This window comes from Pseudomonas sp. UBA6315 (assembly GCF_002438125.1).
In the GTDB taxonomy this organism is placed as follows: Bacteria; Pseudomonadota; Gammaproteobacteria; order Pseudomonadales; family Pseudomonadaceae; genus Aquipseudomonas; species Aquipseudomonas faucium.
In genome coordinates this window covers 1-20,673 of record NZ_DJTF01000086.1, presented here as the reverse complement: position 1 = coordinate 20,673, position 20,673 = coordinate 1, and the positions used below count along the sequence as shown (strand labels likewise).

The 20,673-nt window shown below is 64.0% G+C and carries 16 protein-coding genes and 1 pseudogene; 8 read left to right on the top strand and 9 right to left on the bottom strand.

Annotated elements, in window-relative coordinates; translation table 11 throughout:
- Positions 1–696 (top strand): BCCT family transporter (locus tag B3E94_RS11730; RefSeq protein ID WP_286913623.1); only part of this gene is annotated, 696 nt, incomplete at its 5' end.
- Between the two features lie 113 nt (positions 697–809).
- A pseudogene (locus B3E94_RS11720) lies at positions 810–5,396 on the top strand (dermonecrotic toxin domain-containing protein).
- On the opposite strand, the gene B3E94_RS11715 reads toward B3E94_RS11720, so the two are convergent.
- The 4 genes from B3E94_RS11715 to gpmI form a co-directional block, all read right to left on the bottom strand.
- Positions 5,397–6,161, bottom strand: a complete 765-nt coding sequence (locus B3E94_RS11715; RefSeq protein ID WP_286913618.1) for a divergent polysaccharide deacetylase family protein — start codon at positions 6,159–6,161, stop codon at positions 5,397–5,399. It lies immediately after the preceding pseudogene.
- Between the two features lie 8 nt (positions 6,162–6,169).
- A complete protein-coding gene (locus B3E94_RS11710) occupies positions 6,170–7,501 on the bottom strand; it encodes a S41 family peptidase (RefSeq protein WP_176512994.1) in 1,332 nt (443 codons plus the stop codon).
- Between the two features lie 80 nt (positions 7,502–7,581).
- Complete coding sequence (locus B3E94_RS11705; RefSeq protein ID WP_176512993.1) at positions 7,582–8,868, bottom strand: murein hydrolase activator EnvC family protein; 1,287 nt, start codon at positions 8,866–8,868, stop codon at positions 7,582–7,584.
- 218 nt (positions 8,869–9,086) lie between these two features.
- Positions 9,087–10,622 (bottom strand): 2,3-bisphosphoglycerate-independent phosphoglycerate mutase, encoded by a 1,536-nt coding sequence (gene gpmI / locus B3E94_RS11700; RefSeq protein WP_286913616.1) that lies wholly within the window; start codon positions 10,620–10,622, stop codon positions 9,087–9,089.
- 206 nt (positions 10,623–10,828) lie between these two features.
- Here gpmI and B3E94_RS11695 point away from each other — a divergent pair, with 206 nt between their 5' ends.
- Genes B3E94_RS11695 through secB form a run of 3 tightly spaced genes read left to right on the top strand, consistent with a single transcriptional unit; the run spans position 10,829 to position 12,023 of the window.
- On the top strand, positions 10,829–11,242 hold the full coding sequence (locus B3E94_RS11695) for a rhodanese-like domain-containing protein (RefSeq protein WP_236237945.1): 414 nt from the start codon (positions 10,829–10,831) through the stop codon (positions 11,240–11,242).
- 1 nt (position 11,243) lies between these two features.
- Complete coding sequence (grxC, locus tag B3E94_RS11690) at positions 11,244–11,498, top strand: glutaredoxin 3 (RefSeq protein WP_236237946.1); 255 nt, start codon at positions 11,244–11,246, stop codon at positions 11,496–11,498.
- 39 nt (positions 11,499–11,537) lie between these two features.
- Positions 11,538–12,023 carry a protein-export chaperone SecB gene (secB, locus tag B3E94_RS11685; RefSeq protein WP_176512989.1) on the top strand — a complete coding sequence of 162 codons (486 nt, stop codon included), beginning with the start codon at positions 11,538–11,540 and terminating at the stop codon, positions 12,021–12,023.
- A gap of 162 nt (positions 12,024–12,185) precedes the next feature.
- On the opposite strand, the gene trmL is transcribed toward secB, so the two are convergent.
- Positions 12,186–12,647: a tRNA (uridine(34)/cytosine(34)/5-carboxymethylaminomethyluridine(34)-2'-O)-methyltransferase TrmL gene (gene trmL, locus B3E94_RS11680; protein WP_176512988.1), complete on the bottom strand. Its 462-nt coding sequence runs from the start codon at positions 12,645–12,647 to the stop codon at positions 12,186–12,188.
- On the opposite strand from trmL, the gene B3E94_RS11675 reads away from it, so the two are divergent.
- Complete coding sequence (locus B3E94_RS11675) at positions 12,646–13,083, top strand: hypothetical protein (RefSeq protein ID WP_286913615.1); 438 nt, start codon at positions 12,646–12,648, stop codon at positions 13,081–13,083. The two genes, trmL and B3E94_RS11675, sit on opposite strands and share 2 nt — an antisense overlap.
- A gap of 314 nt (positions 13,084–13,397) precedes the next feature.
- On the opposite strand, the gene ntrC is transcribed toward B3E94_RS11675, so the two are convergent.
- From ntrC to glnA, 4 genes are all read right to left on the bottom strand, one after another.
- Positions 13,398–14,834 carry a nitrogen regulation protein NR(I) gene (gene ntrC / locus B3E94_RS11670; RefSeq protein WP_176512986.1) on the bottom strand — a complete coding sequence of 479 codons (1,437 nt, stop codon included), beginning with the start codon at positions 14,832–14,834 and terminating at the stop codon, positions 13,398–13,400.
- Positions 14,831–15,916, bottom strand: coding sequence for a nitrogen regulation protein NR(II) (gene glnL, locus B3E94_RS11665; protein WP_176512985.1), 1,086 nt, complete (start codon positions 15,914–15,916; stop codon positions 14,831–14,833). Before glnL ends, ntrC begins: the two co-directional genes overlap by 4 nt.
- A 232-nt stretch (positions 15,917–16,148) precedes the next feature.
- Positions 16,149–16,688: a chorismate mutase gene (locus tag B3E94_RS11660; protein ID WP_286913614.1), complete on the bottom strand. Its 540-nt coding sequence runs from the start codon at positions 16,686–16,688 to the stop codon at positions 16,149–16,151.
- A 154-nt stretch (positions 16,689–16,842) separates the two neighbouring features.
- The gene (glnA, locus tag B3E94_RS11655) at positions 16,843–18,249 is read right to left on the bottom strand and encodes a type I glutamate--ammonia ligase (protein ID WP_176512983.1); all 1,407 of its coding nucleotides are present in this window, start codon (positions 18,247–18,249) and stop codon (positions 16,843–16,845) included.
- 475 nt (positions 18,250–18,724) lie between these two features.
- On the opposite strand from glnA, the gene thiI reads away from it, so the two are divergent.
- Positions 18,725–20,179, top strand: coding sequence for a tRNA uracil 4-sulfurtransferase ThiI (thiI, locus tag B3E94_RS11650; RefSeq protein WP_176512982.1), 1,455 nt, complete (start codon positions 18,725–18,727; stop codon positions 20,177–20,179).
- 126 nt (positions 20,180–20,305) lie between these two features.
- Positions 20,306–20,673: GTP-binding protein (locus B3E94_RS11645; RefSeq protein ID WP_286913612.1), on the top strand; the 368-nt coding region annotated here is incomplete at its 3' end.

Sequence of the window (20,673 nt, the reverse complement as noted above, 5' to 3'; positions counted from 1 at the left end):
GGCGCGGTGATGATGGCCAACCTGTCGTGCAAGGGCGGCAAGGTCGACGAAGACGCCCCGCACTGGATGGTGGTGTTCTGGTCGGTGGTCATCACCCTGGTCACCATCGGCCTGCTGTTCGCCGGTAACTTCGAAGCCATGCAGACCATGGTGGTGCTGGCGGGCCTGCCGTTCTCGGTGGTGCTGGTGCTGTTCATGTTCGGCCTGTACAAGGCCATGAAGCAGGACGTGGCGGCCGAAGGCGAGCGCGCCGAGCTGGCGGCCCGTGGCCGTCGTGGTTTCAGCGAGCGCCTGAGCCAGCTTGAGCTGCAGCCGACCCAGGCCGTGGTGCAGCGCTTCATGGACAAGCAGGTCAGCCCGGCGCTCAAAGAAGCCGCCGTGCAGCTGCAGACCCTGGGCTTCGAGGTGGAAACCCGTGTCGGCCAGTCGCGCAACATGATGGGCCTGCGGGTGATGATGGATGAGGGCAACCCGTTCGTTTACGAAGTGAGCCTGGATGGCTACATGGCCGCGCCGAGCGAAGCGCCGGTCGAAGGCGAGCCGCAAGTGCGCCAGCGCTTCTACCGTGCCGAGGTGTACCTGCACGATGGCAGCCAGGAATACGACCTGATGGGCTTTGCGCCCGAGCAGATCGTGCGTGACGTGCTCGACCAGTTCGAGAGCCACCGGCAGTTGCTGGGCCGGGTCTACAGCTGATGACACTTGGGGGCTGCCGCTGGCAGCCCCTTCGTTGGTCGAAGACATAGATACCCCCGCCTCGGCGTGATGGTTTTCATCCTTGTGGATCAACCTTCACAAGGATTTTCTCCATGCCGAGCACCTTCCCCGATCTGCATGCGGCCGTTGCCGCCGCGTTCAGCCACCGCCCCACAGTCCGTCAGATAGCCGGGCGCGAAGCCCTGAAGTTGCTGGCCGAACGCTACGACTCGGTCAGGTCTGCCAAGCTTGCCGACGCCGATGCGTTGGTGCTGCACATCCCCAGCGCCACGGCTGATGCCCCCTCCTGGACGCCGCGTGCGTTGCTCGATGCCTTGTTGACTGCCCTGTTCCAGGGCTGCGGCCTGCGCGCCTTGGGCAAGCCGGATGGCGAGTTCATGCTCTCGGTCAGCGCACCTTTCGCCTTCAAGGACGCACTCGGCAATCCGCTCGAGGACGCTGTCATTTCCGTGCAGCAGGCGATGGATGAGCTCGAGGATCTGGTCCTGCTGCTGCCCTGGCATCTGCGCCAGGCCCAGGTGGACTTCTGGCAGGCCAACGGCAGCCTCGGAGTGAGCCGGGACCTCTGGCTGCAGCAGCAGCTCAAGTCGGCACTGCTTGGCAACCTGCCCCTGCAGGGGCTCGATGGCGAGCAGACGGCGCTGGTACTGGGGCTGCTCGAAGGCAGCCTGCCGCCGGCTTCGGTGTTTGCCGTTCAAGTGCAGGAACCTGGCAGCGCCGTTACCCGAATGCTGGCGAACCTGTTGGTGCTGGGCGAATGGGACGAGCGAGAGGTGCTGCTGTGGTGTGCGCCGTGCGGCGTGATCAGGGCCTTCAGTTCGTTCGACGACTTTGCCTTGGCACTGTGCCAGATGCAGGGCGCCGATAGCCTGACCTGGCACCGTTTTGCCCTGGAAGGCGATGTGTTCGCCCAGCAAGCGGCGTTGTTGCTGGACTGCCAGTTCGAGGCGCTCGATGGCTGGCGCCTGGACGACGGTGCGGGTATCGACCAGGGCGAGGCGGCGTATGCAAGCGTCGGCAACCCCGCCCACTACTTCATTGCCGGCTATGGTGTCAGCGGCGAGGTGCATCTCAAGGCCCCGCCGGGCCTGGCCGGCGCACCCGCTGCGGTCAGTTTTGCCTACCAGCGCGGCATGTTCGAGCTGGCCCTGGCCCAGGCCGCGTCGCAAGGCCAGGGCTCGGCGGCAGGCGTGCTGGACCTGCAAGCCTTTGCCCGCAAGCGCCTGCGCGAGGCGTTGCTCGAAGACTACCCGGTCGAGGCCAATTACTTCCCGGATGACCTTGTGCTTACCCTGTCCAGCGCCATTGGCATGCCCGGCAGCGGCTGGGGGACCGTTTTCAAGCGGACGATGACCCTGACCGAATTCGCCATCGGCAACCTTGCCTCCCTGCAGGGCGCGGTGCTCGAACGCATCGAGCATCGCGACGAGCAGCTGATCATGCCGTGGCTGACAGCGGATTACCTCAAGGCACTGGTCGAACGGGTCGATGTCGGCGGCAGCTATGTGGCCTAAGTCCAGCAGGCCAAGGCCGACCAGCAGGGCAAGGCGCAGCGCGAGGCGTGCTTTAGCCGCGAGTGGCGCTGCTCGATGTTGTTCAGCGGGTTGCTGGCGAGGCTGGACGGTGGCCTGAGCGAAGCGGGGCTGGAGTGCCTGGTCGATTTCTGCCGTGGCCAGTTCAACCGCCCGGGGGTCGAATTCATGCCACTGGCCTTGCGGCGCACCCCAGGCCCTGAGCAAGCCGACAGGGTGCATGGCATGTATGTGCTGTTCGCCCCGGAGCTTGAGGTGGTGTTGCTGTATCGGCCCTTGTACATGCAGGGGACTTTGCGCGAGTTCCCCAGCCTCGACGCCCTGCGTTCGGCCATTGCCAGGCCCGGCGCCTTGCAGGACAGCGTGCTCGACTGGATGAGCGCATCATCGCGCGATGCGTATGGGCGGGGCGACTTCGATGCGCTGTTCCTGCCCGAGTTGCCGGGAGGCGGGCTGCCAGTGCCGGTGCGCGTGGCCTTCAGCGCCGAATTCTGGACGCCTGCCATCGATCAGAAACTGTACCAGGCCAGCTTGGACCTGTTGCTGGAACTGGCTGCCCGCGAATCGTTGTCCACCGCGCAGAGCCGTTGGGCGGTGTTGTTGCAGGGCGGCTGGTTGCTGTTCGACACCGTCACGCTGTTCATGGGCGGGCCGGTGGCGGTGGTTGCCTGGTTGGTCCAGGGCCTGAGCATGGTGCGTAATGACCTGCCGGCACTGCTGCGCGGCAACGAGGCCGAACGCAGTGTGGCCGTGGTCGACCTGCTGATGGGGCTGGCCGCGGGGTTGACGCACAAGTTCCTGCCCAGGCCGGTAGCGGGCTCCGGCACTGCGCGGGCCTTGCAGGCCAGGCGCGGCAGCGTGCCGTTCAGCCTGGAGCAGCCTTTGCCGCCGACACAAGGCCAGCTGCAGCTGGCGGGGGCCATGGCCACAGAGCCTGGGCGCTCGCTTGATTTCTCATTCCGGGGCGCACAAGGGTTCAACGTCCTCGGCAAGGCCATGGGTGACAAGCTGCGCGGCATGCGCGCGAGCGTCGACCTTGCCGGCAAGGTGGCTGAAAGCAACGGCCTTTATCGGCTGGACAGCCAGTACTACGTGGCACTCACCGGCGAAAACTATCGCGTCGAGCTTGATGGCGACCAGGTACGCGTCATCGATGCCGAGGGCAACCGAGGGCCGCTGCTGGTGCGCAGGTTCGGCGCCTGGCGGGTGGATGGCGGGCTGCATTTGCGCGGTGGAATGCCCAGGAACCGTGTGCAGCAGATCAAGGAAGCCAATGCCAGCAAGATGGCGGCGCTTAACCAGCAGGACAAGGACCTTATCTTGCAGAGCAAGAAGCTCGAGGCAACGTTCAAGAAGCACAAGGCCACGCTGCAGGAAACCAAGGCCGACCTGCTCGAGCTTGAAGCACTTGAGCAGCCAGCGCCTGACCAGGTCCGACGTAAAGAGCTGCTCAAGGATCTCGAAGGGCGTTACCGGGAAATTGTCGTGTATGACCTCAAGGCTCTCATCGAAAATGCGCTGCAGCATGATCAGGTATTCGACGAGATCGGTACGCTGCCACGCCATCCGCAGGTGATGGAGCAAGCGCTCAAGCAGGGCCGGGCCAACCTGCGCCAGGAGCTGATCCAGGACTGCGAGCAGTTCTACAACCAGATGGCGGCGATGATCAACCAAGAGAATGTTGGCGAACTGGCGAACAGGGTCAGCGCCCGGCCCGAGCTCGAGCAGGAGGTGCAGCTGTACGAGCAGTTCTTCAAAACGATGGAAAAGGTGGTCAAGTGGGAAACGGACATGGTCAAGGTTGCCCGGCAGTTCGATGCGGTGCTGGAAAGCACGCTCAAGGATGATGCGATCACCTTCACCGACCAGAGCTCCGGGCTCAGCAAGCAAGCCTGGCTTGGGCAGATTGTCGAGCAACGCCGGCGCACGGGTGTGGAGCTTGAGTTCGAGTTGCTGATGGACCTTGGCGAATTGAGCCTGGATCGCCTGGGCATCGGGGTTCAGGAGCATGTGCTGCAGGAATACGAAAGCTACCTGAAAGGGGCCGGGCTCAGGAGCGCCGGTGCTGCCCATGGCGACCCCGCACGTGCCGAGGTGGCGCTGGATGAACAGATCAACATCCTCAACGGCGTCGTCGATGCCTATGCCGAGGCCGATGCCATGGCGAGCTACCTGCGCAGCCTGGGTGGCCCCGCCGTTCGCCCGGAGCGGCTGGACCAGTATCGCGCTCTGCTCAATACGCTCAAGGACAGCGCGGAGAAAGAGCTGGTTGCCGCCGTCCAGGAGCAGGAGCTGCTGGACCAACGCCCGCTGCGCCAGCCCATCTATGCCCCGCGCGGCGGCCGCCGCCATGTGGTGCGCACCCACCGCGGGCGCAGCGTGGTGGGCGTGGAGCGTGAGCGCGATGGCACCCGGGTGCTGGAACAGCTCGATGATCGGGAAAATGTGCTCAAGACCTTCCGCCTGCAAGGGGTCGAGTGGGTCGAGGAGGTGTCTGTCGAAGAGAGCGAGCGCAGGCCATCGCTGGGCCTGGCCCAGGAGCGGGAGCTTGGCAAACGGTTGATCGAGCAAGTCGAGTCAGTGATCGGCCTGGGCAGGCAGTACGAACGGCACGACGAGCCCCTGGGATTGGCCACCGTGATCGATGGCCACATCGACAAGCTTGAAGAGGTACGGGCCAATTTCACCTCCAGCGAGGCCGACCAGGCGCTGGAGCAGAACCTGAGCCATGCCATCGAACGCCTGGCGACGGTCAAGCGCGACAAGCTGGTCAGCCTGTACCTAGCCACCAGTCATCCTACGGCCCAGAGCCTGCGGTTCTTGCTGCAGGAGAAGAAGGTCAGGCTCAGCCGCCAGGGCGCGCGGCGCAAGTTGTCGGCAACGGATTTTCTCGATGTCTACGAAGTGCGCCGCAACGGCGAGGGCAGCAAACCCGGGCGCCTGCTGTGGGAGGCGCACTTCCATTACCCGGCAGCCGACACCCCTGGGCGTGCGTTCAGCAAAGGGCACCTGAAGCTGGGCTACCAGAGCAAGCTGGGGCGTGAGGCGCAAATACGCGCGGCAGCCAGTGGCAAGGAAGTGCTGGCGATCTACCGTGGCAACCTGCGCCTGGCCGACGTGGAAGGGCTGATTCCCTTCGACGCCTGATCAGCGGTTGCTGTAGACCCCATGCCTGCCATGCGCAGGCATGGCCTGGTTGCTGCGTTCGGCGATCATCTGCTTGAGGCCGATCAGCGTGATGCCCTGGCTGGCCAGCTGGGGCAGCGCCTGTTCGAGGACGGCCAGGGTTTGCGGGTAGGGGTGGCCGATCAGCACCGCCGAGCCCTGGCGCCGCGCCATTTCCACACCGATGCGAAGTTGCCCGGCGATGGCCTCGGGCGTGCGCACGTCGTCGAGAAACACATCCCGCGAGACATGCGCCAGGCCAATGCGCTGGGCTTCGGCGGCAGCGACGGTGGCAGCGCTGGTACGGCTGTCGACGAAGAACAGGTGGCGCTGCTGCAACTCGCCCATCAACCAGGCCATCGGCTCACGCTGGGCGGTCATGCGGCTGCCCATGTGGTTGTTGATGCCGGCGGCGTAGGGCACCTTGGCCAGGGCCGCCTGCAGCCGGCTGGCCAGTTCGGGCAGCGGCGTGCCGGGGTGCCAGGCGTAGGGGCCGGTGGCCGGGTCCATGGGCATGTGCAGGATCACCGTCTTGCCGGCCTTGTGCGCCTGGCGGGCGAAATCGCTGGCATGCGGGGTGTCGGGCATGATCGCCATGGTCACCGGCCCGGGCAGGGCCAGGGTGCGCTTGTCGCGCTCGCTGCTCTGGCCCAGGTCGTCGATGATGATGCTCATGTAGGCCTTGGCTGGCGCCGCGTGGGCGGTGCCAGCCAGGAGGCAGAACAGCGTGAACAGCAGATAACGCATGGTGGCGATCACTGGCCCTTGGTGACGTTCAGGCCCTTGAGCAGGCTCAGTGCCTGGCTCAGCTGGAAGTCATCGTCCTGTGGCCGCTCCTTGCGCTTGCTGCTGCTGGTCGGGCGGTCGGCGCCGCCGTTGCCGTTGCCCAGGTGGCCCTGCAGGTCGGCTTCCTTGAAGTTTTCGGCATCGGCTTCGGCGGTGATCCTGGCCTGGCGCACTTCGATGTCCGGGACGATCCCCTGGGCCTGGATCGAGCGGCCGTTGGGGGTGAAGTACAGCGCGGTGGTCAGCTTCAGGGCGCGGTCGTTGGCCAGCGGCAGCACGGTTTGCACCGAGCCTTTGCCGAAGCTGTCGGTGCCCATCAGCACGGCGCGCTTCTGGTCCTGCAGGGCGCCGGCGACGATCTCCGAGGCCGAGGCGCTGCCGCCGTTGATCAGCACCACCAGTGGCACGCCCTCGCTGGCATCGGCCGGGTCGGCGGAGAAGCGCAGCTCGGAGTTGGCGATACGGCCCTTGGTGTAGACGATCAGGCCCTTGGTGAGGAAGTGGTCGGCCACTTCCACGGCCGATTGCAGCACGCCGCCTGGGTTGTTGCGCAGGTCCAGGACCACGCCGCGCAGCTTCTTGCCGTTGTCCTTGCGCAGCTTGGCCAGGGCCTTGCCCACTTCTTCGCCGGTCTTGACCTGGAACTGGGTGATGCGGATGTAGCCGTAGTCGTTTTCCAGCAGTTGGCTCTTCACGCTCTTGACCTGGATGACCGCGCGGGCCAGGGTCACGTCGAAGGGGTTGCCGCCGTCGCGCACCAGGGTCAGGGTGATCTTCTCGCCGATCTTGCCGCGCATCTTGTCCACGGCTTCGGTCATGGTCTGGCCACGGGTCGGGGCGCCGTTGATCTTGACGATCAGGTCGCCGGCCTGGACCCCGGCGCGCGAGGCCGGGGTGTCGTCGATCGGCGACACCACCTTGATGAAGCCGTCTTCCTGGCCTACTTCGATGCCCAAGCCGCCGAACTCGCCGCTGGTGCTCTCCTGCAGCTCCTGGAAGTCTTCAGGGCCAAGGTAGGCCGAGTGCGGGTCGAGGTTGCTGAGCATGCCCTTGATGGCGTTTTCCAGCAGGGTCTTGTCGTCCACAGGCTCGACGTAGGCGGCCTTGATGCGGTCCATGACCTCGGCAAAGGTGCGCAGCTCTTCAAGCGGCAGCGGCGCCTTGGCGGTCACCTCGGTGGCCGGCACCGCGGCGGGCTTGGCAGGCTTGGCGGGCGCCGTCTCGGCGGCATGGGCCAAGGGCGCGCCGATCGCCAGGGCGATGGTCAGGGCCAGCTGGGTGAGGCGAGGCGAGTGCAGCATGTCGAACGAACTCCTGATCCTGTAGACGCTCCCTGCGGAGCACCGGCGCAGCGCCAGGCGCTACACCGAGAAAAATGAACCTAACCTCTGCACCACTGCGCAGGGTCGGTCGGCCGGCCCTGCTGGCGGATGGCGAAGTACAAGCCCGCGCTGTCCTGGCCACCGCTGTCGCCAACGGTGGAAATGGCTTCACCGGCCTTGACGATGTCACCGGCGCTCTTGAGCAGGCTCTGGTTGTGGCCGTACAGGCTCAGGTAACCATTACCATGGTCGAGAATGACCAGAAGTCCAGCGCCACGCAACCAGTCGGCGAACACCACGCGCCCGCCGTGTACGGCGTGCACCTGGGTGCCCGGGTTGGCGCTGATCATCACCCCATCCCACTTGGCCCGGGCATCGCTGCCGCGGGCGTCGCCGAAGCGTGCCAGCAATCGACCATTGACCGGCCAAGGAAGTTTTCCCCGGGCTGCAGAAAATGCACCGCCGTAGTTGGCGCCGTCGCTGGAAACCAGGGGGCCGAGGGTGGTGCGGGCCTTTTTCGGCGGCTCGGCTTCTTCGCGGGCGGCCAGGGCTTGCTGCTGGCGGCGCTTCTCGGCTTCCTGCTCGGCCAGCAGCGCTTTCTTGCGTGCTTCTTCGGCTTCGCGGGCCTGGCGGGCCAGGGTTTCCTCGATGGTCTTGAGCACTTTGCCCAGGTCGGCCTGGTCCTGCTCGCGGGCCTGCAGCTTCTGGTCGCGGTCCTTCACATCGCTGTTGAGCTTGGCCAGCACTTGCTGGCGCTTGCCGCGTTCGGCTTCCAGCGCCTGGCGGCGGCTGTCGAGGTCGGCGCGCTGGGCCAGCAGTTGCTCCTGCTGGCGGCCGATGTCCTGCTCGACGTTGGCCAGCTGGCGCAGGGTCTCGTTGAAGGCGCGCAGCTGCTCGGTGCGTGCCTTGCTCAGGTAGTCGTAGTAGCTCAGGGTGCGGGCGAATTTCTCGGGGTTCTGCTGGTTGAGCAGCAGCTTGAGGTATTCCTCGCGGCCGTTGTTCTGGTAGGCGGAACGGGCCTGGATGGCGATCAGCCGCTGTTGTTCACTGCGGGCGCTCTGGAGTTTTTTTTTCTCGGTATCAAGGCGCTCCAGCTCGCCTTCAGTCTTTTTTAGTTCTTGCTGCAGGGCCTCCACCTGCTTTTCCAGGTTGCCGATGTCGGTTTCGGTGGCCTTGAGGTCTTTCTGCACGCCGGCCTTTTCTTCCTGGAGCTTGCCCAGCGTCTTCTTGAGCTCGGCGATGTCCTGGCGGGTGGCGTCCAGTTGTTGCTGGGTCTGTGCGCGCTCGTCGGCGAACGCCGGGCTGAGCAGGCAAGACAGGGCGAGTAGGATCAGGGCGCGGAACATGGGGTTTGGCGTACCAGGGATGGAGACTGGCCTAGTATGCCCGCCCGGGCCTGCAAAAAAAACGCCTGGCTGCGGGGGCGGCCAGGCGTTTGTCCGGAATTCATGTGCAGCGGGGCTGCTTTGCAGCCCTTTCGCCGGCAAGCCGGCTCCCACGGGGGCTGCTCTTTGTGGGAGCCGGCTTGCCGGCGAATGGGGTGCGAAGCGCCCCTGCACATCGATCAGGCGTCGAGCAGGATCGACGTACCGGTCATTTCCGCAGGTTTTTCCAGGCCCAGCAGCTTGAGCATGGTGGGCGCCACGTCGGCCAGCACGCCGCCTTCGCGGACCTTGAGCTTGCGCTTGCCCACATAGATGAACGGCACCGGCTCGGTGGTGTGCGCGGTGTGCGCCTGGCCGGTGGACTCGTCTTCCATCTGCTCGACGTTGCCATGGTCGGCCGTGATCAGCGCTTCGCCGCCGACCTTGTCCAGCGCCTCGACGATACGCCCGACGCAGCCATCCAGCGCTTCGACGGCCTTGACCGCAGCGGCGAACACGCCGGTATGGCCGACCATGTCGCCGTTGGCGTAGTTGACCACGATCACGTCATAGCGCTGCTGCTCGATGGCTTCGACGATGCGGTCGGTAACCTCTGGCGCGCTCATTTCCGGCTGCAGGTCGTAGGTGGCGACCTTCGGCGACGGGATCAGGATGCGCTCTTCGCCTTCGAACGGCTCTTCGCGGCCGCCGGAGAAGAAGAAGGTGACATGGGCATATTTCTCGGTTTCGGCGATGCGCAGCTGGGTCTTGCCGTTGTTCGCCAGGTACTCGCCAAGCACGTTGTGCAGGCTGGCCGGGGCAAAGGCCGCCGGGGCCGGGATTTTCGCCGAGTACTGGGTCAGGCCGATGTAGGCCGCCATTTTCGGCAGGCAGGCACGGGGGAATTCGTTGAAATCGGCTTCGACGAAGGCGCGCGACAGCTCGCGGGCGCGGTCGGCGCGGAAGTTCATGAAGATCACCGCGTCGCCGTCTTCGACCTTGACCGCTTCGCCGATACGGGTGGCCTTGACGAACTCGTCGCTCTCGTCACGGGCGTAGGCCGCTTCGAGGCCGGCCACGGCGGTGTCGGCCTGGAACTCGGCAGTGCTGTCGACGATCAGGTTGTAGGCGGCGCTGACGCGGTCCCAGCGGTTGTCACGGTCCATCGCGTAGTAGCGGCCGATCAGGCTGGCGATGCGGCCCTTGCCAAGCTTGGCGAAGGTGGCATCGAGCAGTTCGATCGACGACTGCGCGCTGCGCGGCGGGGTGTCGCGGCCATCGAGGAAGGCGTGCAGGTAGATCTTTTCGGCACCCCGTTGCGCGGCCAGCTCGGCCATGGCGACCAGGTGGTCCTGGTGGCTGTGCACGCCGCCGTCGGAGAGCAGGCCGAGGATGTGCACGGCCTTGCCGGCACCCGCTGCCTTGTCCACGGCGCCGGTGAGCACCGCATTGTGGAAGAACTCGCCGTCGCGGATGGCCTTGGTCACCCGGGTGAAGTCCTGGTAGACGACACGGCCGGCGCCGAGGTTCATGTGACCGACTTCGGAGTTGCCCATCTGCCCGTCCGGCAGGCCGACATCCATGCCTGAACCGGAGATCAGGCCGTTGGGCTGACTCGCGCGCAGGCGGTCATAGACCGGTGTGTTGGCGGCAAGGATGGCATTGTAGTCGGGGCATTCGCTGTGACCGAAGCCATCCAGGATGATCAGGACAAGGGGTTTGGGGGTGCTCGTCATCAATCAAACTCACGGTTGTTCAAAGATGATAAAGACACGCATTTTAGGGCAAATACGCCACCTGCGGCGAATAATCGTCCTGTTCGCTGACCAGCGTGGCCAGCGGCGCAACATGAAGGCACCTTTGTGGCCGGCCTGACGGGCTTTGGTGGTCATGGGGGGCTGTGTATACTGGCCGGCATTTTCAATCGCCTGGAACACCGCTGATGGTTGCTCACCTGATTCAATTCGCGACAGATCACTACATCCTGGTTGCGATTTTCGTCGTATTGCTGGTTGCCCTGCTGGTCAACGAAATCCGCCGTGGCGGCCAGAGCCTGAGCAATGGCCAACTGACCGCGCTGGTCAACGCCGACAAGGCCCTGGTCATCGATATCCGCCCGTCCAAGGATTACTCCGCCGGCCACATCGTCGGTGCGGTGAACATCCCGCAGGACAAAATGGCCAACCGCATGGCCGAACTGGACAAGCACAAGGAAAAGACCCTGATCGTCGTCGACGCGATGGGCCAGCAGTCCGGCATGGTGTGCCGCGACCTGCTCAAAGCCGGCTACACCGCCGCCAAGCTCAGCGGTGGCGTTTCCAGCTGGAAAGCCGATAACCTGCCCCTGGTGAAGTGATATGAAGCCCGTCATCGTCTACTCCAGCGACTATTGCCCCTACTGCATGCGCGCCAAGCACCTGCTGCAGAGCAAGGGCGTGGCCTTCGAGGAAATCAAGGTCGACGGCAAGCCGCAGGTGCGTGCCGAGATGAGCCAGAAAGCCGGCCGTACTTCGGTGCCGCAGATCTGGATCGGCACGACCCACGTTGGAGGCTGCGATGACCTCTATGCCCTGGAGCGCGCCGGCAAGCTCGACGCGCTGCTGGCGGCCTGATTTGCACTGCATTCAAAAACATTAGGATAAGGACCTGCCATGACTGACCAACAGACCAACGGCGCAGCCGCCGAAGACACCAGCCCACAGTTCTCCATGCAGCGCATCTATGTGCGCGACCTGTCGTTCGAGGCGCCGAAAAGCCCGCAGATCTTCCGTCAGCAGTGGGAGCCGAGCGTCGCCCTGGACCTGAACACCAAGCAGAAGGCCCTGGAAGGCGACTTCCACGAGGTGGTGCTGACCCTGTCGGTGACCGTCAAGAATGGTGACGAAGTGGCCTTCATCGCTGAAGTCCAGCAGGCCGGTATCTTCCTGATCAAGAACCTCGACGCCTCGTCGATGAGCCACACCCTCGGCGCGTTCTGCCCGAACATCCTGTTCCCGTATGCCCGCGAGACCCTGGACAGCCTGGTGACCCGTGGTTCGTTCCCGGCCCTGATGCTGTCGCCGGTGAACTTCGACGCTCTGTACGCGCAAGAAATGCAGCGCATGCAGGAAGCCGGCGAAGTGCCGACCGTGCAGTAATTCTGCCGGTATCAAAAAAGCGCCTCTCGGGGCGCTTTTTTGTTGCCTGTACCGGCCTCATCGCCGGCAAGCCGGCTCCCACAAGTGATGTACAGGCCTTAGGTGGGCTGCGATCCCTGTGGGAGCCGGCTTGCCGGCGATAGGGCCCGAGCAGGCAAAGGATCAGCTCCCGGCAAACCCGTTCTGCCGCCAGGCCTCATACACCGTCACCGCCACGGTATTGGACAGGTTCAGGCTGCGGCACCCCGGCCGCATCGGCAGGCGCAGGCGCTGTTCGGCCGGCAGGCTGTCCAGCACCTCGGCCGGCAGGCCTCGGCTTTCCGGCCCGAACAGGAAGGCGTCCCCTGGCTGGTAGGCCACTTCGTGGAACGGGTGCGAGCCCTTGGTGGTGAAGGCGAACAGCCGCGGATTGCCCAGGCTTTCCAGGCATGCGGCCAGGCTTTCGTGGCGCTTGAGCGTGGCATACTCGTGGTAATCCAGCCCGGCCCGGCGCAGGCGTTTGTCGTCCAGCTCGAAGCTGATCGGTTCGATCAGGTGCAGGTCGCAACCGCTGTTGGCGCACAGGCGGATGATGTTGCCGGTATTCGGCGGAATTTCTGGTTGAAAGAGGATGACGTGAAACATGCACGGCTCCAAGCGTGAAGATGGCGAGCATTCTACCCCCGAAGCGGACCTGCGATCGAAGGGCTTGCCGCGTGTGCTGCTGTCTCTGGCGATCGTCGGCTTGATGGTCGGGCTGATGATCGGCCGCCTGACCACCCCGGACGAGCGTGTGCTGGAGCAGGTGGACGTGGTGCAGGATGGCCTCGACCTGTGGTTCAACGAAGAACCCAAGCTGCACGGTGAGCACGTGGAAGGCACGGTTGCGCTGTTGTTCGAGGCCCAGGGCAAGGCCCAGCGCGGGCAGTTGAACCTGCAGGGCAAGCCGGTGGGGTGGCGTTTGCAAAAGACTGAAGAGGGCTTGTTGCTGACCCTGGTAGCCACGCGCCCCCTGCACGGCGAGTGGGCCGGTGCAGAAGACGCTGGGCGTTGGCGGGTGCAGGTAAGGCTGCACGAATAAAAGAGGGGATGTCCCGGCCTGCCTGTACCGAGGTCCCCCAAAACGGGCGGTGCTGCGAATAAAAGAGGGGTCACCCGGCCTGCCTGTACCGAGGCCCCCGAAACGGGAGATGTCTTGATTTGGTTTATTGCAGGGGGCGTGCCAGGTTTGCAAAGCCCATGGATATGGCGCTTTGAGGGGGATTTGGCCGGAATTCGAGGGGATTTGTGCCTTAAGGCGGTGCAGGAGGCACAGGTTCGGTGCAGGACTGTTTCGGCGGGGCTCTTGTGGGAGCCGGCAAGCCGGCTCCCACAAAATCAGCGGCTGATGAGCAATTAATGCTCCTCGCCGTCCTCTTCATCGCCACCCGCCACATTCATCCCCAGCTCCTTGATCTTGCGGGTCAAGGTATTGCGCCCCCACCCCAGCAGCACCGCGGCATCGCGGCGGCGCCCGGCGGTGTGCTTGAGCGCGGTCTCGATCATGATCCGCTCGAAGCTGGGCACGGCGCTGTCGAGCAGGTTCGACTGCCCGCGCGCCAGTGCCTGGTCGGCCCATTGGCGCAGCGCCTGCTCCCAGTTGGTCACCGGCGCCGCATCCTGCGGCAGGTTGAGCAGCTCGGGCGGCAGGTCGCCGACCAGCACTTCGCGGCTGGAGGCCATCACGGTGATCCAGCGGCAGGTGTTCTCCAGCTGGCGCACGTTGCCTGGCCAAGGCAGGTTGCGGATGAACTCTTCGGTTTCCGGCTTCAGCAGCTTCGGCTCGACGGCCAGCTCCTGGGCGGCGCGGCCCAGGAAGTGCCGGGCCAGCGCCGGAATATCCTCGCGCCGGTCTGCCAGGCGCGGGATGTGGATGCGGATCACGTTCAAGCGGTGGAACAAGTCTTCGCGGAACTTGCCAGCCTGCACCAGCGATTCAAGATTCTGGTGAGTCGCCGCGATGATCCGCACATCGACCTTCACCGGCACGTGGCCGCCGACGCGGTAGAACTCGCCATCGGCCAGCACCCGCAGCAGGCGGGTCTGGGTATCGGCGGGCATGTCGCCGATCTCGTCGAGGAACAACGTGCCGCCATCGGCCTGTTCGAAGCGCCCGCGCCGCAGGTTGGCGGCGCCGGTGAACGCGCCTTTCTCGTGGCCGAACAGCTCCGACTCCATCAGGTCCTTGGGGATCGCCGCCATGTTCAGGGCGATGAACGGCGAGGCCGCGCGCGGGCTGTGGCGGTGCAGGGCATGGGCCACCAGCTCCTTGCCGGTGCCGGATTCGCCGTTGATCAGCACGGTGATATTGGAATGGCTGAGCCGGCCAATGGCCCGAAACACTTCCTGCATCGCCGGCGCTTCGCCAATGATCTCAGGCGTGCGCGCCAGTGCCTGGGGGGCGTCGAGGCCCTGCTGCTCCTGGGCATGCTGGTTGGCCCGCTTGACCAGCGACACCGCTTCGTCGACGTCGAACGGCTTGGGCAGGTATTCGAAGGCGCCGCCCTGGTAGGAGGCCACGGCGCTGTCCAGGTCGGAATGGGCGGTCATGATGATGACCGGCAGGCGCGGGTGCTGCTCGCGGATCTGCGCCAGCAGGTCGAGGCCGCTGGCGCCTGGCATGCGGATGTCGGAAATGATCACGTCCGGCTGCTGCCGGGCCAGGCGGCCCATCACGCCATCGGCGCTGTCGAAGCTCTGGGTGGTCATGCCTTCTTGTTGCAGGGCTTTTTCCAGTACCCAGCGGATGGAGCGATCATCATCGACGATCCATACGGTTTCACTTCGGCTCATGAGGCGGTGGCTCCTTGTTCCAGGGGCAGGAAGATCGAGAAGGCGGTGTGGCCCGCGTGGCTTTCACATTCGATCAGGCCCTGGTGCTGGCTGATGATGTTCTGGGTAATGGCCAGGCCCAGCCCGGTACCGTCGGGGCGGCCGCTGACCATGGGATAGAAGAGGGTGTCCTGCAGTTCCGCCGGGATGCCCGGGCCGTTGTCGATGATCTCGACCCGCGCCACCAGGCGATGGCGCACATGGCCGATGGTGAACTGGCGCACCGCGCGGCTGCGCAGGGTGATGCGGCCCAGGCGCAGTTCGTTCTGCGAGCTGATGGCCTGCATGGCGTTGCGCACGATGTTCAGCACGGCCTGGATCATCTGTTCGCGGTCGACCAGCACGTCGGGCAGGCTGGGGTCGTAGTCGCGCACCAAGGTGATGCAGCCCTGGCTCTCGGCCTCCACTAGGCTGCAAACGCGCTCGAGCACCTCGTGAATGTTGGTCATCGACAGCGAAGGCAGCTTGTTCGAGCCAAGCATGCGATCGACCAGGTTACGCAGGCGGTCGGCTTCCTCGATGATCACGTTGGTGTAGTCGCGCAGCCCCTCTTCGGGAAGCTCGCGGGCCAACAGCTGCGCGGCACCGCGGATGCCGCCCAGCGGGTTCTTGATTTCGTGGGCCAGGCCACGCACCAGCATCTTGGTGGTTTCCTGCTTGCTGAGCTGGGCCTCTTCCTTGGTGATGCGCAGCAGCCGGTCGCGGGGGTGCACCTCCAGCAGCAGCAGGGTGTTGCCCTGGTGCAGGATCGGCGTCACGGCGTAGTCGACGGTGATGGTCTGCCCGGTCAGCGAGGTCAGCTGCGCTTCACGCTTGGTGAACGGGTGCGCCTGCTCGACCGCCTGGCGCAAGGAGTTGAGCGCCTCGGTCGACTCGGTGAACAGCTCGCTGATGAACTGCCCGTGGCTGCGCTGGCCGCTGACTGCCAGGAGCATTTCGGCGGCCGGGTTCATGTATTCCAGGCGCAGCTCGGCGTTGAGCAGAAGCGTGGCGGTGGTCAGGTTGTCCAGAAGCAGACGGTGCTGTGCATCGCTGATGGTCATAAGGCGTCGTTGACCTCTTTTGGCGCTTGGCGGGCGCGCTATGGATCCGCTGATGCGAGGAAAATGCAAGAAACAAACCAAGGCTCCGAAAAGAAGCGGAATAAGCCGAAAAAGGCCTGGAATTGCGCGAATTCGGAACAGAATGCCCTGGTTTAACGGTTTTTGTGACCCATTTTGGGGTGGGTAAAAGGCGCGCCCGCCAATGGGCGCACCAATATAGAGCATAGAGCTATCAGGGTTTATCGCACAGTTGGCCGGTGGCGCGGACCAGCGCCGTGCGGGTCAGGCTGTCTGCCGGGCGGCTGGCCAGGGTCTCGGCCAGGTCCGCAGCGCACGCGGCTGGCTTTTGCTGCTCGAAAGCGGCCAGTTGGCCGAGCAGCGTTGCTTGCAGCGCGTCGAGTTGCGGGCGGATCTGCTGCTGCAGGTCCTGGCGTGGCGTGTCGGGCGCCGCGCCCTGCAGGTGCCAGCGGGACAGCAGGCTGTATTGCACCAGCTTGTTGGCCTCCATCTGGTCGGCGAAAAACGCTTCGGCACGTTGCGGGGCCAGGCCGTAAGCGGGGGCGGCTGCGTTTACCTGCGCCAGCACCTGCTGTTCGCGCTCGGTGGCCTGTACCGGTTGGCCCTGGTCCCACTTGTGCAGGGCAACGGCGTTGGCCAGGCTCAAGCGCTGTTCGATGGCATCGAGCAAGGGGGTGAGGGCGAGGCTGCCTGCCGAGGCAGTGGTGCAGCCGGCAAGGCTCAAGGCAAGGGTGATGAGGGGCAGGGGGCGCATGGCAATTCTCCGGTTGGGCAAAGCGTCGAGTGTGGAGAAGTGGGCGTATTTCTTGGGGTAGGAAGCTTCCGAAGTTGCAGAAGGCAGAAACAGAAACGGCCTCCCGAAGGAGGCCGTTTCCAGTGACGTTGATCAGCGCCAGGCGCCGATTACATCAGCAGCTGTAGTACAGCTCGTATTCCAGCGGGTGCACGAAGGTGCGGACCTTGATTTCTTCTTCCGACTTCAGCTCGATGAAGGCATCGATGAAGTCGTCGGAGAACACGCCGCCCTTGGTCAGGAACGCACGGCCTTTGTCCAGCTCTTCCAGGGCTTCTTTCAGGCTGCCGCAAACCTGCGGGATGTCCTTGGCCTCTTCTGGCGGCAGGTCATACAGGTTCTTGTCGGCCGCATCGCCTGGGTGGATCTTGTTCTGGATGCCGTCCAGGCCAGCCATCAGCAGGGCTGCGAAGGCCAGGTACGGGTTGGCCGATGGGTCCGGGAAGCGTGCTTCGATACGGCGGGCTTTCGGGCTGCCGACGTAAGGGATACGGATCGAGGCGGAACGGTTGCGAGCCGAGTAGGCCAGCATTACCGGAGCTTCGAAACCTGGGACCAGACGCTTGTAGGAGTTGGTCGACGGGTTGGTGAAGCCGTTCAGGGCCTTGCCGTGCTTGATGATGCCGCCGATGAAGTACAGGGCGGTGTCGGACAGGCCGGCATAGCCTTCACCCGAGAAGGTGTTCTTGCCGTCTTTCCAGATCGACATGTGCACGTGCATGCCCGAGCCGTTGTCGCCGTACAGCGGTTTCGGCATGAAGGTAGCGGTGCGGCCGTAGGCGTCGGCAACGTTGTGCACGACGTATTTCAGGGCCTGTACTTCGTCAGCCTTCTTCACCAGGGTGTTGAACTTGACGCCGATTTCGTTCTGGCCGGCAGTTGCCACTTCGTGGTGGTGAACTTCGACGACCTGGCCCATTTCTTCCAGTGCGTTGCACATGGCAGTACGGATTTCGTGGTCGTGGTCGAACGGCGGAACCGGGAAGTAGCCGCCTTTCACGCCTGGACGGTGGCCTTTGTTGCCGCCTTCCACGTCAGCGCCGGTCATCCACGAGCCTTGCTCGGAGAAGATCTTGAACATCGAACCGGAGATGTCGGACTGGAACTTCACTTCGTCGAAGATGAAGAACTCAGGCTCTGGGCCGGCGAACACGGTGTCACCGATGCCGGTGCTCTTGAGGTATTCCTCGGCGCGCTTGGCGATGCCGCGCGGGTCGCGATCGTAGCCCTGCATGCTCGACGGGTCGACGATGTCGCAGGTGATGATCAGGGTCGGCTCTTCGGTGAACGGGTCCAGCACGGCGGTGTCGTCGACCGGCATCAGGATCATGTCGGAGGCTTCGATGCCTTTCCAGCCGGCGATGGAGGAGCCGTCGAACATCTTGCCGACTTCGAAGAAGTCTTCGTCCAGGCCATCACGCGCTGGCATGGTCACGTGATGCTGAATGCCTTTGGTGTCCGTGAAACGCAGATCAATCCACTTGACGTCATGATCTTTGATGAGTTGAACCGACTTCGACATGTTGTCCTCCGGATGGTCTAGAGCGCGGTGGGCCGCTGCCCTGGAAAAAAGGGTGTTGCCGGGCGCGGATAGTCGGCCAAGCGTACCTGCCTCACAAGGGAGCAAATTGCATGCCAGTGCCCGAAAATGGCGAGGGCGGGATAAAAGGGGGCGTTTGCGGGCATTTGGTGAGGGGTTGAGGGGTTGAAGCGCACTCTTAAGGGGCGGTTTTCCATGTTGACGCACTAAAAAGGTGCATTTGTTGAGGTTTGTGCTTCCTTTAAGGGCCTCATCGCCGGCAAGCCGGCTCCCACCGGGTCAACTGCAAGTCTCAAGACCTGCGGTCTCCCCTGTGGGAGCCGGCTTGCCGGCGATGAGGCCGGGGCAGGCAAACATAAATCCAACCTTCTGTACAAAAGTTGGTCAAATCCTGAGCAATTTCCGATATAATTCGCGCCCCTCATTTTCGGCAGGCCCTGCGCGCGCTGTTAAACCAATGAAACTTATCGTCAAAGTCTTTCCAGAGATCACCATCAAGAGCCGGCCGGTGCGCAAGCGCTTCATCCGCCAGCTCGGCAAGAACATCCGCAACGTGCTCAAGGATCTCGATCCGGAGCTCGCGGTCGATGGTGTCTGGGACAATCTCGAAGTGGTCACCCGCGTCGAGGACGAGAAGCTCCAGCGCGAAATGATCGAGCGCCTGACCTGCACCCCGGGTATCACCCACTTCCTGCAGGTCGAGGAATACCCGCTGGGCGACTTCGACGACATCGTCGCCAAGTGCAAGCAGCACTTCGGCCACCTGCTCGAAGGCAAGCGCTTTGCCGTGCGCTGCAAGCGCGGCGGCCACCACGACTTCACCTCGATGGACGTCGACCGCTACGTCGGCAGCCAGCTGCGCCAGCAGTGCGGCGCCGCCGGCATTGACCTCAAGACCCCTGAAGTGCTGGTACGCATCGAAATCCGCAACCAGCGCCTGTACGTGATCCACAACCAGCACCAGGGCATCGGCGGCTACCCGCTGGGCGCCCTGGAGCAGACCCTGGTGCTGATGTCCGGTGGTTTCGACTCCACCGTGGCGGCCTACCAGATGATGCGCCGCGGCCTGATGACCCACTTCTGCTTCTTCAACCTCGGCGGCCGTGCCCACGAGCTGGGGGTGATGGAAGTCGCCCACTACCTGTGGAAGAAGTACGGCAGCAGCCAGCGCGTGCTGTTCATCAGCGTGCCGTTCGAGGAAGTGGTCGGCGAGATCCTCAACAAGGTCGACAACAGCTACATGGGCGTGACCCTCAAGCGCATGATGCTGCGCGGCGCCGCGCACATGGCCGATCGTCTGGATATCGAAGCGCTGGTCACAGGCGAGGCGATCTCCCAGGTCTCGAGCCAGACGCTGCCGAACCTGTCGATCATCGATTCGGCCACCGACAAGCTGGTGCTGCGCCCGTTGCTGGCCAGCCACAAGCAGGACATCATCGACCAGGCCACCGAAATCGGCACCGCCGACTTCGCCAAGCACATGCCCGAATACTGCGGCGTGATCTCGGTGAACCCGACTACCCATGCCAAGCGCCACCGCATGGAGCATGAAGAGAAGCAGTTCGACATGGCGGTGCTCGAGCGCGCCCTGGAGCGTGCCAAGTTCATCTCGATCGACCATGTGATCGACGAGCTGGGCAAGGACGTGGAAGTCGAGGAAGTGCGCGAAGCGCTGCCGGGCCAGATCGTCATCGACATCCGCCACCCCGACGCCCAGGAAGACCAACCGCTGCTGATCGACGGCGTCGAAGTGCAGGTCATGCCGTTCTATGCGATCAACAGCAAGTTCAAGCAGCTGGATGAAACCCGCCAGTACCTGCTTTATTGCGACAAAGGTGTGATGAGCCGCCTGCACGCACACCACCTGCTCAGTGAGGGACATGCCAATGTGCGTGTTTATCGTCCGGCATAAGATGCCAGGGCTGTATGGCGGCAGCATCCGCCATCGCCCTCCCGACCGCCGGGCCTGCTGAGCCTTTTAACTTCATATTGGCCGCCTAGACTGGCGGCAACCGAATCCTCTGATCGAGATACAGTTGTGATCGAAAATCTGCGTAACATCGCCATCATCGCCCACGTTGACCATGGTAAAACCACCCTGGTCGACAAACTCCTGCGTCAGTCCGGCACTCTGGAGCGTAACGAGCTCAACGACGAGCGCGTCATGGACTCCAACGACCAGGAAAAAGAGCGCGGCATTACCATTCTGGCGAAGAACACCGCCATCAACTGGAACGGCTACCACATCAACATCGTCGACACCCCCGGCCACGCCGACTTCGGTGGCGAGGTTGAGCGTGTAATGTCGATGGTCGACTCCGTGCTGCTGCTGGTCGACGCCCAGGACGGCCCGATGCCGCAAACCCGCTTCGTGACCAAGAAGGCCTTCGAAGCCGGCCTGAAGCC

Coding starts and splice junctions, on each gene's coding strand:
- gpmI (WP_286913616.1), bottom strand. CDS start 10,622: ATGACGAGCACCCCCAAACCCCTTGTCCTGATCATCCTGGATGGCTTC.
- B3E94_RS11695 (WP_236237945.1), top strand. CDS start 10,829: ATGGTTGCTCACCTGATTCAATTCGCGACAGATCACTACATCCTGGTT.
- B3E94_RS11705 (WP_176512993.1), bottom strand. CDS start 8,868: ATGTTCCGCGCCCTGATCCTACTCGCCCTGTCTTGCCTGCTCAGCCCG.
- grxC (WP_236237946.1), top strand. CDS start 11,244: ATGAAGCCCGTCATCGTCTACTCCAGCGACTATTGCCCCTACTGCATG.
- glnL (WP_176512985.1), bottom strand. CDS start 15,916: ATGACCATCAGCGATGCACAGCACCGTCTGCTTCTGGACAACCTGACC.
- B3E94_RS11675 (WP_286913615.1), top strand. CDS start 12,646: ATGCACGGCTCCAAGCGTGAAGATGGCGAGCATTCTACCCCCGAAGCG.
- ntrC (WP_176512986.1), bottom strand. CDS start 14,834: ATGAGCCGAAGTGAAACCGTATGGATCGTCGATGATGATCGCTCCATC.
- B3E94_RS11715 (WP_286913618.1), bottom strand. CDS start 6,161: ATGCGTTATCTGCTGTTCACGCTGTTCTGCCTCCTGGCTGGCACCGCC.
- trmL (WP_176512988.1), bottom strand. CDS start 12,647: ATGTTTCACGTCATCCTCTTTCAACCAGAAATTCCGCCGAATACCGGC.
- B3E94_RS11660 (WP_286913614.1), bottom strand. CDS start 16,688: ATGCGCCCCCTGCCCCTCATCACCCTTGCCTTGAGCCTTGCCGGCTGC.
- thiI (WP_176512982.1), top strand. CDS start 18,725: ATGAAACTTATCGTCAAAGTCTTTCCAGAGATCACCATCAAGAGCCGG.
- B3E94_RS11710 (WP_176512994.1), bottom strand. CDS start 7,501: ATGCTGCACTCGCCTCGCCTCACCCAGCTGGCCCTGACCATCGCCCTG.
- secB (WP_176512989.1), top strand. CDS start 11,538: ATGACTGACCAACAGACCAACGGCGCAGCCGCCGAAGACACCAGCCCA.
- glnA (WP_176512983.1), bottom strand. CDS start 18,249: ATGTCGAAGTCGGTTCAACTCATCAAAGATCATGACGTCAAGTGGATT.